15 protein-coding genes are annotated in these 18,524 nt (G+C 44.4%); 12 read left to right on the top strand and 3 right to left on the bottom strand.

What is annotated here, in order from left to right; translation table 11 throughout:
• Nucleotides 1-69 precede the first annotated feature (69 nt).
• Nucleotides 70-1,173 carry an alkene reductase gene (locus QL982_RS01845; protein WP_290164358.1) on the top strand — a complete coding sequence of 368 codons (1,104 nt, stop codon included), beginning with the start codon at nucleotides 70-72 and terminating at the stop codon, nucleotides 1,171-1,173.
• 271 nt (nucleotides 1,174-1,444) lie between these two features.
• Here the strand turns inward: QL982_RS01845 and QL982_RS01840 are convergent, their stop codons facing one another.
• Together QL982_RS01840 and QL982_RS01835 are read right to left on the bottom strand one after the other, a co-directional pair.
• Nucleotides 1,445-2,419 (bottom strand): pirin family protein, encoded by a 975-nt coding sequence (locus tag QL982_RS01840; RefSeq protein ID WP_290164357.1) that lies wholly within the window; start codon nucleotides 2,417-2,419, stop codon nucleotides 1,445-1,447.
• Between the two features lie 260 nt (nucleotides 2,420-2,679).
• Nucleotides 2,680-3,963, bottom strand: coding sequence for an NAD(P)/FAD-dependent oxidoreductase (locus QL982_RS01835; protein ID WP_290164356.1), 1,284 nt, complete (start codon nucleotides 3,961-3,963; stop codon nucleotides 2,680-2,682).
• A gap of 534 nt (nucleotides 3,964-4,497) precedes the next feature.
• Between QL982_RS01835 and acs the strand changes: the two genes are divergently transcribed.
• The 6 genes from acs (at nucleotide 4,498) to QL982_RS01805 (ending at nucleotide 11,460) form a co-directional block, all read left to right on the top strand.
• Nucleotides 4,498-6,459, top strand: a complete 1,962-nt coding sequence (gene acs, locus QL982_RS01830) for an acetate--CoA ligase (protein ID WP_290164355.1) — start codon at nucleotides 4,498-4,500, stop codon at nucleotides 6,457-6,459.
• A gap of 277 nt (nucleotides 6,460-6,736) precedes the next feature.
• A complete protein-coding gene (locus tag QL982_RS01825; protein WP_290164354.1) occupies nucleotides 6,737-7,930 on the top strand; it encodes an NAD(P)-binding protein in 1,194 nt (397 codons plus the stop codon).
• Between the two features lie 547 nt (nucleotides 7,931-8,477).
• Nucleotides 8,478-9,158 carry a CDP-diacylglycerol--glycerol-3-phosphate 3-phosphatidyltransferase gene (gene pgsA, locus QL982_RS01820; RefSeq protein WP_290164353.1) on the top strand — a complete coding sequence of 227 codons (681 nt, stop codon included), beginning with the start codon at nucleotides 8,478-8,480 and terminating at the stop codon, nucleotides 9,156-9,158.
• Between the two features lie 216 nt (nucleotides 9,159-9,374).
• Nucleotides 9,375-10,130 carry a hypothetical protein gene (locus QL982_RS01815; protein ID WP_290164352.1) on the top strand — a complete coding sequence of 252 codons (756 nt, stop codon included), beginning with the start codon at nucleotides 9,375-9,377 and terminating at the stop codon, nucleotides 10,128-10,130.
• A gap of 207 nt (nucleotides 10,131-10,337) precedes the next feature.
• Nucleotides 10,338-10,979 carry a hypothetical protein gene (locus tag QL982_RS01810; protein ID WP_290166176.1) on the top strand — a complete coding sequence of 214 codons (642 nt, stop codon included), beginning with the start codon at nucleotides 10,338-10,340 and terminating at the stop codon, nucleotides 10,977-10,979.
• Nucleotides 10,980-11,004: 25 nt separating this feature from the next.
• Nucleotides 11,005-11,460, top strand: coding sequence for a hypothetical protein (locus tag QL982_RS01805; protein ID WP_290190135.1), 456 nt, complete (start codon nucleotides 11,005-11,007; stop codon nucleotides 11,458-11,460).
• A 113-nt stretch (nucleotides 11,461-11,573) separates the two neighbouring features.
• On the opposite strand, the gene QL982_RS01800 is transcribed toward QL982_RS01805, so the two are convergent.
• Entirely contained in the window at nucleotides 11,574-12,068 is a 495-nt protein-coding gene (locus QL982_RS01800; RefSeq protein WP_290190134.1) for a pyridoxamine 5'-phosphate oxidase family protein, read from the bottom strand.
• A gap of 416 nt (nucleotides 12,069-12,484) precedes the next feature.
• On the opposite strand from QL982_RS01800, the gene purL reads away from it, so the two are divergent.
• The 5 genes from purL (at nucleotide 12,485) to QL982_RS01775 (ending at nucleotide 18,375) form a co-directional block, all read left to right on the top strand.
• The gene (purL, locus tag QL982_RS01795) at nucleotides 12,485-16,495 is read left to right on the top strand and encodes a phosphoribosylformylglycinamidine synthase (RefSeq protein WP_290163692.1); all 4,011 of its coding nucleotides are present in this window, start codon (nucleotides 12,485-12,487) and stop codon (nucleotides 16,493-16,495) included.
• Between the two features lie 151 nt (nucleotides 16,496-16,646).
• The gene (locus QL982_RS01790; protein ID WP_290163690.1) at nucleotides 16,647-16,982 is read left to right on the top strand and encodes a type II toxin-antitoxin system RelE/ParE family toxin; all 336 of its coding nucleotides are present in this window, start codon (nucleotides 16,647-16,649) and stop codon (nucleotides 16,980-16,982) included.
• Nucleotides 16,972-17,253 carry a NadS family protein gene (gene nadS / locus QL982_RS01785; RefSeq protein ID WP_238051322.1) on the top strand — a complete coding sequence of 94 codons (282 nt, stop codon included), beginning with the start codon at nucleotides 16,972-16,974 and terminating at the stop codon, nucleotides 17,251-17,253. The genes QL982_RS01790 and nadS overlap by 11 nt, the downstream gene beginning before the upstream one ends.
• A 332-nt stretch (nucleotides 17,254-17,585) precedes the next feature.
• Nucleotides 17,586-17,984 (top strand): ACT domain-containing protein, encoded by a 399-nt coding sequence (locus tag QL982_RS01780; RefSeq protein WP_290163682.1) that lies wholly within the window; start codon nucleotides 17,586-17,588, stop codon nucleotides 17,982-17,984.
• Between the two features lie 181 nt (nucleotides 17,985-18,165).
• A complete protein-coding gene (locus QL982_RS01775; protein ID WP_290163679.1) occupies nucleotides 18,166-18,375 on the top strand; it encodes a hypothetical protein in 210 nt (69 codons plus the stop codon).
• Nucleotides 18,376-18,524: the final 149 nt, after the last annotated feature.

Raw genomic sequence — 18,524 nt, 5'->3', positions numbered from 1 at the left:
TTAATTAATAGTAATGAACCTCATAATAAAGAAAACCAATTTATAACGACAAACATAATAAGGCATAACATGGCACACGATAATTTATTTGAATCCGTAAAAATGGGCACGCAAACGCTAAAAAACCGCATCATTATGGCACCGTTGACGCGTCTGCGTTCAGTAGAGCCTGGTGACGTACCAACTGTACTTGCTAGCGAGTATTACTCACAGCGTGCTAGCTCAGGGCTTGTGATTACTGAAGCAACGCAGGTTTCTTTTCAAGCAAAAGGCTATGCAGGTGCACCTGGCGTTCATACCCAAGACCAAATCACCGCATGGAAAGCCATCGTTGATAATGTCCATGCCAAAGGTGGCAAGATTGTGGTACAGCTATGGCATACCGGTCTGGTCTCGCATGAGAGCGTACAGCCGGATGGCAAAGCACCAATTTCTGCCTCTGATGTCCATGTCGGTATACGTACCTCGTTGCGTGATAGCAATAACCAAGCTATCCGCGTTGAAGCAACGACGCCACGCCCAGCCACACTTGATGAAATCAAGCAAGTCATTGCTGATTTTGGTCAGGCCACCAAAAATGCCAAAGAAGCGGGCTTTGATGGGGTAGAGATTCATGGTGCCCATGGTTATCTATTGCATCAATTCTGGGTTGAGCAAACCAACCAGCGTGAAGATGAATACGGCGGTAGCCGCGAGAACCGTGCACGTTTAACATTAGATGTTATCGATGCCTGTGTGGATGCTTGGGATGCTGATCACGTTAGTATCCGTATCTCACCGCTTGGAACATTTAACAATGTAGAAGCTGGCTATAACGAAGATGAGAATATCTGGCTAATTGAGCAGATTAACAAGCGTGGCTTGATGTATCTACATCTGTCAGAGCCTGATTGGGCTGGTGGCACGCCTTATAGCGATACATTCCGTCAGCATGTCCGTGATGCATTTGATAACATGATTATCGCGGCTGGTGGTTATACTGCCGAAAAAGCAGAGAAAAATGTGAAAGCAGGCTACATCGATGCCGTCGCTTTTGGTCGTGATTATATTGCCAATCCTGACTTGGCCGAGCGTATCCAACAAGGTGCGCCGCTCAATGAACAGCACCCTGACAGCTTTTATGGTGGTGGTGCTGAAGGTTACACCGACTATCCATTTTTAGATCAAGCATAATGGTTTATTAGCTAAATCATGCAACACAAAAAGGCCACCTGACTATCCATAGTCAGGTGGCCTTTTTTTATATGTGTAAATATTAGGGTGTGTCCTCATTTCCAAAATGGAGATAAAAATGAGATAAACTGCCGTCAAATATCGGCAAAATATAGCTCTCTTTAGCCCAAGGCGTGTTTGATATTCACAAATAGTCTCTGTCAGTGACATGGTCGAATATCAAACACGGGCCAGTTAGATGACTATCGTTTGAATTGAGGACATGGCCTAATTATGTCCCAAAGTTACCTTTCTTATAATTGCGGAAGGTTTGCTTTAGCTCTTCTTGAGTGCTCATCACAAAGGGGCCGTAAGCGGCGATTGGTTCACCGATGGGCTCTCCGCTCAGTAGTAATAGTTTGACAGGCTGCAATATCTGTCCGTCGGTTGTGGTAGCAGGATACTGTAGCTCAATCGTATCGGTCGCAAGCTTTTGCTGCGATTGGGTGTCAGTGCAGTGCTGAGTCGGTGCGTCGAATTGAATCAAATGACCAGCATCGACTGACGTGCCATTGACGAGCAATTCGCCCTCTTGTACCAACAGCAGTGTATTGTGCGTGTTCGGTACTTGTAGCGTGGTTGTTCCTGCTGTGTGCAGTTCAATATCCCATACATTAATGGGGGTAAAGGTACTGGCTGCGCCTGTTATCGCTTGGTACTCACCAGCGACGATAGCGGCTTTTCCGACGATATTGTGACGGCCTGCATCACTACTATCCATCAGCTCAACGATAGGTATCTCTGCCCGTTTGATGCTTTGATAATTTGGGTCAGTCAGTTTGTTTGCGCTTGGTAGGTTTACCCACAGCTGCGCCATACTAAAGACGCCGCCACGCTGCCCAAAAGCTTCGGAGTGAAACTCTTCATGCAAAATGCCACGACCAGCGGTCATCCACTGTACATCACCTACCAACGTATCCCCGTGCCCACCTGTCGAGTCAGCATGGCTAATCTCACCTGCGTAAGCAATGGTTACGGTCTCAAAGCCTTTGTGTGGATGTTGTCCGATGCCATGCGGTTGAGTTTTATAATTGGGGTTTGGAGCAAAGGTGGTTGGCTGGCCATAATCAAATAATAAGAACGGGTCGGTATGGCTATAATTAAAATCGGGATCCTCTTCAAGATGGTTGATTAAGGTTTTTACATAAAAACCATCACCTACCCAATGCGGTTTTTTATCACCATGAATATGTTTGATCGGACGCATGCACTGCCTCATAAGTCTAAGTATGGTCAATCCCATATAAATTGGATACGGAGTTAGGCTTGTTTGGTCTACTCGTGGTAGTACTTTTACTCGCCTCTTTTGTGTCTCACGTATCCAAATTATATTGAACCGACGATAGCATTACTATCAATAAGATGAATGTTGCTAGGTAATTCTACTATAAAAACAAACTTATGTTGTGTTTATTTTCAAAGCTATCCAGTCGCCACCCAAATATTGACGGTATATGAGGATACGCCCTAGACGATTTCACCGCTCACAAACCCACTGGCCCATGCCCATTGAAAATTATAGCCGCCAAGCCAGCCAGTCACATCGAGCACTTCACCGATAAAGTACAAGCCGCCTTGCAAGTTGCTTTGCATCGTTTTTGAGGAAACCTCATCGGTTTTTACACCGCCGCGTGTGACCTCAGCGGTACGGTAGCCCTCAGTGCCAGAAGGCTTAAGCTGCCAGCCGTTGAGCGTCGCGCCAAGCGCCATGAGTCGCTCGTCTTTGATATTGGCAAGCTCCGTATCTTTGATGTCTTCCCACAAATGCGTCTGTAGTGCTGCCAATAGTTTTTTTGGCAATGCACTGTCCGTGTTTTCTGCCAATACGGTACGAATCAGCTGACGTGGATGCGATTTTTTGCGAGCAAGCAAAAGCTCAGTGACGTCTATCTTAGGTAGCAGATTGATATTGATGGTTTCGCCAGTATGCCAATAGTTGGAGAGCTGTAGCATGGCAGGGCCAGACAGTCCGCGATGGGTAAATAGGACGGGTAATTTAAAAGAGATACGTTCATTACTGGCAATGACTGGCAGACTGATACCAGCCAAAGCGCGGATAAGCTCGCCTGTTTTGTCAGTGAAGGTAAACGGTACGAGACTGGCATCAGTTGGCACAAGTGTATGCCCAAACTGTTGCGCCAACTCATAGCCGATACCGCTTGCTCCCATGGTTGGGATAGACAAACCGCCCGTGGCGACAACCAATGACTCACAGCTATAGCGTGTCTGCGAAGATTGAGTGCCGTTCGCGATGTCTTTTTTGCCAAGTTTTTTGCTGGTCGTTAATTGAAAGCGTTCATCCTTATCCTGAGCAGCAGTTTTCACGTGGTCGATCTGAACATTGAGTGTTACCTGTACGCCTACGGCCGTGCATTCATCAAGGAGCATGCTCAAGATATCTTGAGCCGAGTCATCACAGAACAGCTGGCCGTGCTCGCGCTCATGGTAGGCAATTTTATGTGACTCTACCATGCCGATAAACTCCCAGCTCGGGTAGCGGCTCAGCGCTGATTTACAAAAGTGGGGATTGGCACCGATGAAGTGCTCAGGCTCAACGAAGTAATTGGTGAAATTGCAGCGACCACCACCCGACATCAGAATCTTTTTGCCCGCTTTATTGGCGTGATCCAATACCAATACGCGGCGACCACGGCGACCAGCAGTGAGCGCACAATACAACCCTGAAGCGCCAGCGCCGATAATAATGACATCATAGTGAGTATGGTTTTGTGCATTGCGGTGATTAGTCATTGTGGTCTCATAAAACGATGGGTTTAAAAGAGGTATAACAAAACCCATCGCCTGTTTTTATTAAAAAATGCGAATTGGTTTTGTTAAATGAAGCGGTGTCTTTAGAGTAGCTATTGTCCATATTTCATCCAAGGTTACAAGGATTAAATGTCATATTTGATAAGCTGTCACAGTGTGATTGAAACCAACCACCGTTTCAGTATTATCGTTATGATAGCTGTCCATATACAGTCGATCCAATTTGGCAGTGGTACAAAGCAACCGAGTGCATAGGTATATGTAATACTTCAAGCGAGGTTAACGCGGCCGCTCTTTTATAGTGGATGGACTATACGTACCAATATAAGTATCTAAGCATACAGATGTACAGTGAAATTGTTATGTTTGGCTGTTGATGCCTTGCAACCGTCCCGCTTATTTGTCAAACTAACGATGAGCATTACACATTATGGAAGATGACTCTTATTGCTTATATGGGGTTCGTTATAGACGATTATCCATGTAGGTCATAATAATTAAAAAGGACCAAACACGATGACTCAGAAATCATTCCCTATCTCAGCCGAGTTTATGGCTGCTGCTAATACCACCCCTGATCAATACCTCAAAGACTACCAACAATCCATCGAATCAACTGAAGCCAGTGATGCTTTTTGGGCGAAACGTGCTGAGCTAATCGACTGGATAAAAAAACCAACCAAAATCAGCAACGTCAATTATGACTTAGAGGATTTTCGCATCAAATGGTTTGAAGATGGTGAGCTGAATATTTCAGTCAACTGTCTCGACCGTCACCTCGAAAAAGACCCATACAAGCCTGCTATCATTTGGGAAGGTGACCATCCGTCATTGCACAAAATCATCTCTTTTAAAGAATTGCACGAAGCGGTTTGTCGCCTAGGTAACTCTATGCGTAAGCTTGGGGTTGTAAAAGGCGACCGTGTGACGCTATATATGCCGATGATACCAGAAGCCATGGTAGCAATGCTGGCATGTGCGCGTATTGGTGCGGTGCATTCAGTAGTATTTGGTGGTTTTTCGGCAGAGAGTTTGGGCAATCGTCTAGTAGACAGTCGCTCAAAAATCATTATTACGGCTGATGAAGGCTTACGTGGCGGTAAGCATACACCGCTCAAAGCCAATGTCGATCGGGCGCTAGATATGGACGGTACTGATAGTGTCGAAAAAGTCATCGTCGTCCATCGTACGGGTAACTCTATCCCGATGAGTGGTCGCCGTGATGTGTGGTATCACAATTTGGTCGATGGTCAATCAGAGATCTGCGAGCCTGAAGTCATGAATGCCGAAGATCCATTATTTTTATTATACACTTCTGGTTCGACAGGAAAACCGAAGGGCGTAGTGCATACCACAGGCGGCTATATCACTTATGCCGTTTCAACGTTCCGTGATGTTTTTGATGTCAAAGAAGATGACGTTTATTGGTGTACAGCAGATGTGGGCTGGATTACTGGTCACACCTATTCAACCTATGCGCCACTGGCCAACGGTACGACGACTGTGATGTTCGAAGGTGTACCAGAGCATCCGACATGGGCGCGCATCGGTCATATTATCGATAAGCATGACGTGACTATTCTATACACTGCACCGACAGCCATTCGAGCGATGATGAAAGAGGGCGATGCCTTTGTTCGAGAGTCGGATCGCTCAAGTTTACGCTTGCTAGGTTCGGTCGGTGAGCCAATCAACCCAGAGGCGTGGGACTGGTACTATAATGTCGTCGGCGATGGCAAATGTCCAATCGTCGATACATGGTGGCAGACCGAGACGGGCGGCATCCTGATGGCACCAATACCAGGCACGGTCGATCTCAAGCCAGGGGCAGCAATGACGCCACTATATGGTATCAAACCAGAAGTCGTCGACAGTGATGGCGCGATACTAGAAGGCCCTGCAGAAGGCAACTTGGTGATCGGTAGCGGTTGGCCTGGGCAAATGCGTACCATTTACAATGACCATCCTCGCTTTCTAAAGACCTACTTTAGTGATTATCCAGGTCATTATTTCACAGGTGATGGCGCTCAGCGTGACGAAGATGGGCATTATTGGATTACCGGTCGTGTCGACGATGTACTCAACGTTGCAGGGCATCGCTTGGGCACGGCAGAGATTGAAAGTGCGGTGGTCGCGCATCCTGCGACTGCGGAGGCCGCCATTGTCGGTATGCCACATGAGATACGCGGTACAGGCATCTGTGCATTCATCATTCTAAAATCTGGCGAAGCAAAAACAGACGATCTAAAAGCAGAATTAAAGCGTCATGTGCGCTCTGAGATTGGGCCGATTGCTACTTTAGATGCCATCTATATGGTCGATGCGCTACCAAAAACACGCTCAGGGAAAATCATGCGTCGTATCTTGCGCAACCTTGCAGCAGGACAATATGTTGGACTGGGCGACCTATCTACACTTGCTGATAGCTCGGTGATTAATGACTTGGTCGAAGTGGTAAAAATTGGTCGCGGAGAGTAGTCTGCTTGATAGATCGGCATCGTTGAAGGTGATTGCTCACATCTAGCCATCATCAAGTCATCAATGCTCGCTGATGACCGTCGAATAAAAGCCATGTTATCGAGGATAGCATGGCTTTTTTACGTAGATGATATTGATATTGAGTCGGTTTGAGGGTTCAATATCTCTCAGAAGACAACATCGCTACCCTATCAATTGGTGAGCCATTAATCACTTAATAGGCTAGCTAATTAATATAGTAGCGACTCACAAATATTCTATAAGGTCTATTGTCATTATGACTGATCATGCTTCGTGCTCAACTGTCCTAGCTGCCCCAAAAATCGCCATCATTGGTGGTGGTCTAACAGGTCTGCTCACAGCGACATTGCTAGCGCGCGCGTCAAACCAGATAAGTTCACCATCAAACACGCCACAAATCACTATCTTTGAAAAATCACGTAGTGTGGGCCGTTTGGCGACTCGCTATCGCAGCGACAGTGAAACTGGTAAGAACTGGCAATGGTCGTTTGGTGCACAGTTTTTCACCGCCAAAACTGCTGACTTTCAACAGTTTATCGCTCCTTGGTTGGATATTGGATTGCTACAGCCATGGTGTGCCGAAGTGGTCGAGTTAACGCCAGCCAATGATCGTGCCAAGCTGCCCGATATCCACAGCAAAGAGCAATGGGATGCGATACATGCCCGTTATATCAGCACACCAAAAATGACCAGTTGGGGTCGTGAATTGGCCACCGAGCTCAAGCACACGACCATCGTGTTTAAGACCCGTGTTGCACCGCTCGCTCAATATTCGCACCATCAAAACCCGCAGCAGTCTCAGAACCAAACTTTTAATCAAAACAGCAAGCAAACTGAGCTATTTGACGACACTGGCGCCAGTCTTGGTTGGTTTGATTGGGTGATATGTACAGCGCCAAATGGTCAGGCGGTAGAGCTGATGGCTGATAGCGATTTTTCGCAGCAAGCCAACATTACTAAACCGCAAATGCAAGCCTGCTATACGCTGATGCTTGGTTGGGATGATGTTCAAAAGCTACCTGAGACATTAAACAGTCAGCTAGCACCGCAATGGGATGTCGCTTATTTAAATAGCGCTGTTCTTGATAGGATATTTATTGAGCATCAAAAACCTGCTCATGATGCTTTGCTACCAAGTGTCACTATTCATGCGCGTAATGACTGGTCACAAGTGCATGTCGATGATGATATAGAGGCCGTCAAAGCAAAATTATTAGAAGCGGCCAAGCAAGCATTAAACTGGAATGACGATAGCGCGCCGAGCCAGACAGATTGTCATCGCTGGCGCTATGCAGCCACTATAGTAAATAAGGATACTAAAGAGTTAGGCATTTTAGTCGATGAAACCAAGCAATGGATCGTCAGTGGCGACTGGTGCGCAACAGGCAATATCGAAAGTTGCTATCAAATGGCGCAGAAAACAGTCGAGGCCATTTGGCAAACGCAGTAAGCGTAAAATCCATGCTCATTATTTTGCATCGTTTAGCGATATTTGAGCAGTATAAAAACTCGACATACGGCAAATTACAGACAAAAAAAGAGCCCACAGAGGAGGTACTGTGGGCTGAGGAAAACGGATAATGTATTTATGACACATGCCGTGGTCAAGATTTATTGTAATTATTGGTGCTCTCTACTGTTATCTATGAGGACAATAATGACCAATGCAATAGATGGACATATTTGCTTACTTATCTAAGTGTACAAGTGTTCTAATAGAGCCACTATCATAGCGCAATTGGCGTCCATTTGGCTGTTTTGGTTACAGTATATTACGTTGTAATCATTCAAAGTGGTCAGCGCTTGTGTATCAAGGCTTACGTATCAGAGATTGGGCAAGTTATTGATATAACCCATTCAGAATAGAAGTTATCAAAGGAGTTATTATTATTTTTGATACCTTTGATAACTTAATCGATAAAGAGATGGCATGACGCCTTGGCCGAAAAATGCTAAGCTATCCGCCATTATTATGTCTATATTAAACTGGGTTTGCCATGACTGAGAGCACGCATTTGCATACGCAGAAACCGCCAAGTTCGCAAAATACCAAGAGTATTTTCAACTTGCCTAACAACCTGACGATTGCGCGTATCTTGATGATTCCGCTGTTTGTCGCGATTGCCTATTGGCCGCCCTCCATGGGTATTGGTATGCCAGCCATCTCAGACAATGTCATTGCACGGGTAGGGATGAGCGAGTTTAGCGATAGCTTATTGCGCCATTTATTGCTGACCAGTGTCTTTATCATTGCCGCGATCACCGATTGGCTGGATGGATATTTTGCTCGAAAATTGAATGTTATGTCAGCCTTTGGGCGCTTTTTGGATCCCGTCGCTGATAAGCTCATGGTCGCGGTAGCGCTTATCATTTTAGTGCAGTGGCATCCTAATATCATTATGGCGATAGCAGCGATTGTCATTATCTCGCGTGAGATTGCGGTATCCGCACTGCGTGAATGGATGGCAGAGCTGGGTAAAAGTACCAGTGTGGCCGTATCTTATGTCGGTAAGTTAAAGACCACGTTTCAGATGGTGGCGATTACGGTACTACTACTCAATTGGCAGTCGCTTGAGACGATCGGTTATGTCTTGATGGTTGCCGCTGTGATACTGACTTTGTGGTCGATGATGATTTATCTAAGAGCCGCTTGGCCATATCTCAAGCAGAGTGGTTAAGCCGTACTATTGAGTGTCGTATCATAAAATTGAGATAAAAACGCCAGTGGCTCATGCGACTGGCGTTTTTTATTGTCTACTGATAACGCTATGATATGGCGTATTTATTTTAAACTTTGATTGTGCATTCTGTTGATATATACTCAAAAATAGTAAACAAAAGATAAGAAAAATGGTTGAAGTATGACAATAGGTTATTCAAATAAGGAAATAGGTATGGCATTACATAAGAAACAGTCCGTCGCTGCCGTCATGTTAGTTGCATTGCTGACAGGGTGTTCCTCAGGGTCAAACATGCAGGAGCAATCGGTACCAAGTATCCAAAACGAATCAGCTCAGACAGTGTCAGTTGAAGATACTGCTGAATCGGAGCGTTTGGGTACCAAATGGGGCGATGATGTTAACTCAGAGGTCACTACTGTTGATTTGCGCCGTACCAATCCTGAGCCTATTGAGCAGATGCAGGTTCGTTATGCAGACAAAGCCTATACTGGTCGCGCCGTAAATAGCATGTCGCTACTGGCTGGTAAGGTCGATTTTTCGATGGCAACGGACACAGGTCAGTTATCGCTCTATCGAGACTCGGGCAATTACTATGTTCAAGGTCAAGCAGGTCAGGCCTACCGTCTGGTGTATCGTAATAACAGCGCCAATACTTATGAAATCGTCGCTAGTGTTGATGGGATAAATGTCCTGAATGGCAGCGCTGCTAGTCGCTATGATAGTGGATATGTTTTACACCCACATGATGACTTGGTGATTGAAGGTTTCCGCAAGAGCCAAAGCTCAGTGGCGTCTTTTATTTTTAGCAAGCCAGAGAGTGCTTATGCTGCCAATACCAGCTCGGGCTCTATCAATAATACGGGTGTAATCGGTACGGCAGTTTATGGGCTGTATGATCCTACTAAGCCAAAGCCAGCGCAGCCACAGGCTTATCCAGCTGATAATGGTTATGCGAAACCACCGCAATAATTATAACTTTTATTCTACTGTGAAATAAGAGACAAACTACCAAACATAAAAAACGCCAGTCGCATTAGCCACTGGCGTTTTCTATATATAACGGACAATAATAATTTTGATAAAAGATTAAAAAAATGTTTAACTTTTTATACCTTATTAAGTTTTTTTATTCTAGAATGATCGATTTCTACGTTTAGAATATTAAAAGGAATTCTAATGGTATACAAAACATTATTGGCTGTATTTATTGTTAGCAGCCTAACGGCTTGTTCAGCTTTTACTAGCCCAACTACCCAAAGGGGAAGAGATGCAAGCTTACCTCAGTTGAATGTAGAGGGTATTTCTTATGACCAGAGATTATCTAAGTATGCCAATCAATTCGTAGTAAGCGATGAGCAAGAGTTTGCTATAGTGCGAGGCTACCCTTATGCTGAGTTCACAGGTGGCGGTATTTTTGCTACTGATCCTCTTCGTGTTATGAAAGTAGATGATCAATGGGTCAAAAATATACCAATTAGTTTGAATGTTAATCAAACTCTTAATGCTTATAGAATGAGTATTAGGCCTATCAAAATTCCTACAGGTAACCATCAGCTATTAGTAAGTGGTGCAGGATGGGAAAATAAAGCGTTATATACGCAACTGCCTACAGTCAACTATCAGAGTGGCAAGAGCTATGTGTTCAAACCAAGCTTTGCTAAAGGGGAAGTTAGTACTCTCACAGTATATGAATACGAAGCCGACTCAAGATTTGAACCAGCTGATAAGGAAGGTATTGTTTTAAAGTCAGCGGTTAGTAGTCCTGTTGAAATTGGTAATTATGACAATCAAAAAGTGGCTGATATTTTTGAAAAATAGTCCTTAATTAAGAAGAGTTTTAGTCATGATATTACAAAACAAACTATCTGCTATTTTTAGTATTCTTTTATTAAGTACCTATTTAACAGGCTGTGTGAGAGCAATTTTACCAACTTCTGAAACAGAGCTTACTACTAATGCAAGAGTAGTTTCGACCGAGGTTGAACTCGATATTGTCTCTTCTTATGCTAATTTAAAAAAGTATATGAGTAAATGTCTCGAATACCGGAGCCAAAATGGGTATCAGGTTATCGACGCCAATTTAGACAGAGAGCAAAACAAGGCTTATTTCATCGGCAAATCTAATTTTGATACTTATACTTTTAAGGTCTTACTAGAGTCTGTAGGTAATGAACAAACTAAAATAACTTATTTCTCACCAAAGAAAAAAATTGGTTTTAGTGAATCTAATCCACAGAAGACCTTGGATAAATTAAAAGATTTTAGTCTTTACGACGGCAAGGCAGTTTGTAAATTTTAACTAAGACTATACGAATAATTTATCATAAAAAACGCCAGTCACATTAGCCACTGGCGTTTTCGTATTCTACTATTTTGCTTTTAAATAACGGTTTCTTATAACATTACTAATTTTTATAAAGTCACTGAGTTATTTTCACCTAGATTGGTCGCTTTCTTACCGTCCATGACAGCAGCAGTGGTCATCTTAAACATGTTGACGACTGAACTACCGCTTAGCCAGTATTCTGCACCATGTGGGACGACTTTGATTAACTGGACGTTTGGATCTTCTTTACCTTGCTCATAAAACGCATTGTAAATTGGCGACCACAGTTCATCTAGCTTTTCTTGGTCTTCAACCAATTCTGCTTTGCCGTTAATCGAGACGTAGTCTTTTGAATCTTGACTGACATAAGCCAAGTTTACTTGTGGATCTTTTTCGATATCTTTGACGGTTTCAGTGGTTTTATCACCAATGAACCAAATCTCTTTTGCGCCAATGCTCGTTTCGCTAGTAGTCATCGGGCAGGCTTGTAAATGGCCTTCGTGGGTACGAGTGGTCATCATGGCAAATTTCACTTCTTTTACCAGTGCTTGTACTTTATCGATATGGTCTTGTCTGCTCATAGTAAATTTCCTTTTCTTTATAGTATTCAATTAATAGTTATGAAGTTTTTATTAGGTAGATTTTTATTTATTAACTTTTAGCTTTTTGATAATTCGTGTCTAGAATACCGATAACCACTGGTCTATTTATATAGGTTGCCAGTAAGGCGATGTGAGCGTTTGTAAGGAATATGAAGGTTAGGTAAAAATTGTGACAGCGTGGATTTGAGTGTTCTATTTTTGGATGAATTTTTTAAAAATGATTAAAAGTTTGGCTTTTTTGAATTATCGATTCGCAAATAATGAGTGGCGATAGAACGCAACTTTTCGGCAATTTATCTTGGTTTAGACCTGCTTATTACAGGGCTTCTTGTTATAATACGCAGACCATTTACTTAGCATGGCAGAGATGCCTTGATCTTACGGATTATGCCTTTATGATGACCATCGCCGGACAACCGTTTCTTACCGATTTTCAGACGCAGCAACTCATCAGTCAGTTTCAGCAAAAAACCGAGCTCAATGTCAGTCAAATAAGTACCCAGCAAGTGTATGTGCTATCACGCAAGCTCGAAGGTGATGAACATAAAAAGGCGTTAGACCTACTCGCTGTTGACAGTGCGACAGTGCTGACTGGCACGCAGGACAATCAATTACAAGTCATCGTTGGTCCACGTTTTGGCACGATTTCGCCATGGGCAAGTAAAGCGACTGACATTTTTAATAACTGTGAAATCGAGCTCAATCGTGTTGAGCGCGTCGTTGTTTATACGTTAACGATTGAGGGTGAAGCAGGCGAAAAACTACCAGTAGACGCTGAGCAATTATTGTTTGACCGTATGACGCAGAGCTTGGTCTATGATTTGAATGATTTGAACAAATTGTTTGATGATGAGCAGCCAGCATCATTGAATCATATTGACGTCATCGGACAAGGTCAGTCAGCATTAGAATCTGCCAATACCCAGTTTGGTTTTGCATTATCAAGTGAAGACATCGACTATCTGATGAATGCTTATGTTAATGAGCTTAAGCGCAATCCAACTGATGTTGAGCTGATGATGTTTGCACAAGCCAACTCAGAGCATTGCCGTCATAAGATTTTTAACGCTGAGTGGACGGTTGATGGCGAAGTACAGCCAAAATCACTGTTCCAAATGATTAAAAATACTTACCAGTCGAATCCACAAGGTATCTTGTCTGCCTATAAAGACAATGCTGCTGTGATGGCAGGGTCTGACGGCATGCGTTTTTACCCGATTCCGACTGACGCGATGGATGCAAACTCTGCCCATCCTTATGACTTCCATCAAGAAGCAATCGACATTCTGATGAAAGTCGAAACGCACAACCATCCAACGGCTATCGCCCCGTATGCGGGTGCAGCGACAGGTGCTGGTGGTGAGATTCGTGATGAAGGCGCAACAGGTCGTGGCGGTAAGCCAAAAGCAGGTCTGACAGGCTTTCACGTATCACACCTACATATCCCAGAGCTTGCGGAGAAGTGGGAGCAGTCAGGTCAATTGAGTACTCAGGCTTATGGCACGCCAGATCGTATGGCAACCAGCCTTGAGATTATGACTGAAGCGCCACTCGGTTCAGCCAACTTCTCAAACGAGTTTGGTCGTCCTAATCTATGCGGTTATTTCCGTAGTTTCCAGCTTGATACTTCTGCCGCAAAAGACGGTAGCGAAATGCGCGGCTATCATAAGCCGATCATGCTGGCAGGTGGTTACGGCAATATCAAACGCAACCTCATTGAAAAAAACGCCATTCAACAAGGTGATTTGTTAATCGTCCTTGGTGGCCCTGCCATGCAGATTGGTCTGGGCGGTGGTGCAGCGTCTTCAGTTGATAGTGGCTCACTTGATGAAGGCTTGGACTTTGCCTCTGTACAGCGTGACAATGCTGAGATGGAGCGTCGTTGCCAAGAAGTGATGGATCGCTGCTGGGCACTAGCCGGTAATGATGTCGATGCGAGCAATAATGGTAAAGACGGCAACCCTATCGTGTCATTGCATGATGTGGGTGCGGGTGGTATCTCTAATGCGATGCCTGAGTTGGTCAATGACCACGAGATGGGCGCGGTACTAAACCTGCGTAAAATACCATCGTTAGAAGCTGGCATGTCACCAATGGCCATCTGGTCAAACGAAGCGCAAGAGCGTTATGTCCTTGCGATTCGTCCAGAAAGCGAAGCCCAATTCGATGCCATCTGTGCGCGTGAGCGTTGCCCGTATGCCATCTTGGGAACAGCCACAGATGTCCGTCAATTGGTTGTTAATGACGAGTTGCTAGAAGACCAACCTGTCGATATGCCGATGCAAGTATTGCTAGGTGGCACGCCGAAGATGAAGCGTAGCTTTGAGCGTCATGACACCAGCTTGCCTGCATTAGATTTAAATGAAGTCAATTTAGCTGAGTCTATCAAAGACGTCTTGCGTCACCCAACGGTCGCTAGCAAGTCATTCTTGATCAGCATTGGTGACCGCTCTATCACTGGTATGGTCGTGCGTGATCAGTATGTTGGTCGCTATCAAGTGCCTGTATCGGATTGTGCGGTTACAGCATCAGGTTTGATCGCGCTAGATGGTCAGGTGATGAGCGGTGAAGCGATGAGTATCGGTGAGCGTACGCCAGTTGCCCTAATCAGCCCACAAGCGTCAGCACGACTGGCAATTGGCGAGGCTATTACCAACATCGCTGGTGCGCGCATTGCACAGTTGTCTGATATCACGATGTCAGCGAACTGGATGGCAGCCTGTGGTGATGATGCGGAAGACGCAGCATTGTTTGATGCGGTCTATACAGTCGGCGAAGAGCTATGCCCAGCACTGGGTATCGCGATTCCAGTTGGTAAAGATTCGCTATCGATGCGTGCCAACTGGACTGACAGCAGTGAAGCAGGTGACACGGATAAATCAGTCGTTTCACCAATGAGCTTGGTGATTACTGCATTTGCTCCTGTGGTTGACGTGGCAAAAACGCTAACCCCTGAGCTAATCAATGGCGACAGCGCGTTCTACCGTATTGACTTGTCTAAAGGCAAGCTACGTCTAGGCGGTTCAATCCTTGCGCAAACGCTTAGCCAATTAGGTAACGACTGCCCAGATTTGGCGCAGCCAAGCGATTTGGTCGACTTCTTCAACTTTGTCCAAGCGGGTAACGAGCAAGGCGTCATCAGCGCCTATCACGATATCGGTGATGGCGGTCTATTAGCGACTATCGCTGAGATGCAGTTCACCAGCCGTCAAGGTATCAAGCTGTCATTGACCGATGATAACTTACTCGGTCAGCTGTTCAGTGAAGAGCTGGGCGCAGTCATTCAAGTATTACTAGAAAATGTCGCGGCGCTAATGCAATTGGCAGAAGAGTTTAACGTTGCTGACATGCTGAGCCTCGTTGGTCAAAGCTCGGAAGAAGACAGCTTACTTATCCAAACGCCAACGCTCATGGGTGATGACACTTTACGCTTTAGCCGTACTGAATTGCAGCAAGCGTGGACTCAGGTCAGCTATCAAATCGCGCGTCGCCGTGATAACCCAGCGTGCGTACAGCAAGAGTATGACTTGATTGCTGATGCGAGCCATAAAGGCCTCATCGCTGCGCCAAACTTTGATTTGAATCAAAAAGTTGAAGAGCCGTATGTAAACAGCCGTGCTGATTCTGATAACAGCAAACCAAGAGTCGCTATCTTGCGCGAGCAAGGCGTTAATGGTCAGACAGAAATGGCAGCAGGCTTTACCCAAGCTGGCTTTGAAGCGGTCGACGTACACATGAGCGATCTATTGAATGGTCGCATCAATCTACGTGACTTTGACGGTCTGGTCGCTTGTGGTGGCTTTAGTTATGGTGATGTATTGGGCGCTGGCTCAGGCTGGGCGAACTCTATCTTGTTCCATGACGAGCTACGCATGCAGTTTGTCCGCTTCTTTGCCCGTCCTGATACCTTCTCACTAGGTGTCTGTAACGGTTGTCAGATGATGGCTCAGTTAAAAGACCTCATCCCAGGTGCGGATAACTTCCCACGCTTCATCGCCAACCAATCGGCTCGTTTTGAAGCGCGTACGGTCAACGTAAAAGTCGAGCGTACCAAGTCTATCCTGTTCAAAGGCATGCAAGACAGCATCTTGCCAATCGCTGTGGCGCATGGTGAAGGCTATGCCACACTAGACAACAACGAAATCGACGGTATGGCAAAACACGGTCAGCTTGCGATGCGTTATGTCGATAGCCAAGGTCATCCAACTGAGACGTATCCGCTCAATCCAAACGGTTCTGTCGGCGGTGTCACGGGTCTGTGTAGCACTGACGGTCGCGTCACTATCATGATGCCACATCCTGAGCGTAACCTAAAAGCCTATAACCACAGCTGGAAACCAGAAGAGTGGGACGAAGACGGCGCGTGGATGCGTATGTTCCGTAACGCTCGCGCTTGGTTGCGCTAGAATGTTTTAAGTTATTTTGGATAATAAAAAAGGTGGGCTTAGGCTCACCTTTTTTGTGTTTATGATATTTAGCTCAATTAGATTCAGAAAAAATATGTAGATAAGTACTTCATTGACGTATATAATGAAATATAAAGATAAAGGATATTGAATGTTACATTTCATCGAAACGCCAATATTTACTAAGCAAGTACTGAAACTATTAGATGATGAAGCTTATAAAGAGCTACAGGAAAATCTAATCAATAATCCAGAACAAGGGGATTTGATTCAAGGTACAGGAGGCGTTCGAAAAACCAGATGGGCACTTAGTCAAGGTAAGAGTGGCGGTATTCGGATTATCTATTACTTTGTGAATAGTCAGGGCATATTTTTTATGCTGCTAGCTTATCCGAAGAATAAACAAGCCTCTCTATCAAGCGAAGAGAAGTCTAGTTTACACAAGCTGACTCAACAAATTAAAGAGGTGTACAGCCATGAACAATGAATTTTATAATGATTTATCTACATCACTCAATCAAGCATTGGCGATTGCTAAAGGGCAAGCGCAGCCTAGTCGCCAGTTTACCCATGACACGCCCAGTATTAAGGAAATAAGAACTAAGACAGGACTATCGCAACAGCAGTTTGCCGATAAACTTAATATTAGTTCGCGTACCTTACAAAACTGGGAGCAAGGTACTAGAAACCCGACAGGAGCTGCGGTTACATTAATGCGCTTATTGAATAAAAAGCCTGAGTTAATTGCCGAGGCTTAATTGTTAAAAAACAGCCAATCTTATCTTGGTCATGCACTCGATTGTATTACGGATGTGTGTGGTAATGGCGGTGCGTGGATGCGTATGTTCCGTAACGCTCGCGCTTGATTGCGCTAGTCGCTACTCAAACCTCTAGCAATTGCTGATAGTTTTAGTTAGCTGTTTGTTAAATAAGAAGGTGGGCTTAGGTTCACCTTTTTTATGTTTAGGGTTTGGGTTTTTAGAAATAGGGGTTAGCGTTTATATCGTGTTTTCACGAGTATAGGCGATTACACTCATGCTAAAATCACGGTCAACAAAGACTAGCAGTAAGCAAAATAAGGAATAAGAAAATGTCAGGAATTACAGATATAAACGAGCTATTGGGTTCTATGCAGCCAGCACTTATTGATGAGTTATTTGTGTTTTGTACCGTAAATGGGCAATTGGCTGAATACGTAAACCTAGCGCCAATAGCGACGTTTATGGAGACAGAAGGGCTGACTCTGGTTTTGACAAAAGACAAAGCTAATGAGGCAGGTTTACAGTACGAAGGCGTGTTTCAGGAAATTACCTTAACGGTGCATTCAAGTTTAGAAGCGGTAGGTCTAACCGCAGCCGTGTCAACCAAACTGACCTCAAAAGGTATCAGTGCCAATGTGATCGCTGCCTATTATCATGACCATATATTTGTGTCGAACGATAAGGCGGAGCAGGCCCTATCTGCGTTAAAAGAGTTGAGTGATATATAAAATTTTTGCACAGTATTGCTCATAATAGCTAGTATCTTTTAAGTATAGGAAAAATATTCATATACTGAGAAGTAATTGCTGACTCTATGCGTTTAGTATAGTATGAAGTAATAAAGGTAATTACTCATTACCCTATAGAATTCTAGATTAGCGAGTTCTATTCTGTATAAGGAACATAGCAATGAGCATTGTAAATAAAGCATTTAATATATTTATCAGCCAAAGAGATAGTAAAAAAGACACTAATGAGCGTCTGATTATCGACGAGTATGGTAATTTGCGTGTGAATTATAAAAACAAGAGTGTGCAAGAGGGGATGGCAAAGCAAATTCAAGCATTGAAAAGAATGGAAGCTAGAAAAGCATCTGAAACTGAGGGCGAAGCTGGTTGATGCACTATGGGTTTATTGGCAGTAGTATATGTTTTAATTTTAGGATATATGGGGGCGTCATCTAAGCCCACTAAAAAAAATGAACTTAGACGTAGTGCTGGATGGGAAGCTTATGTTTATTTAGCTTCTAATGGCATAGGCGTTATGAT

This window comes from Psychrobacter sp. 5A.1 (genome assembly GCF_030407455.1).
Taxonomy (GTDB): domain Bacteria; phylum Pseudomonadota; class Gammaproteobacteria; order Pseudomonadales; family Moraxellaceae; genus Psychrobacter.
This window is presented reverse-complemented; position numbering and strand designations above follow the sequence as displayed.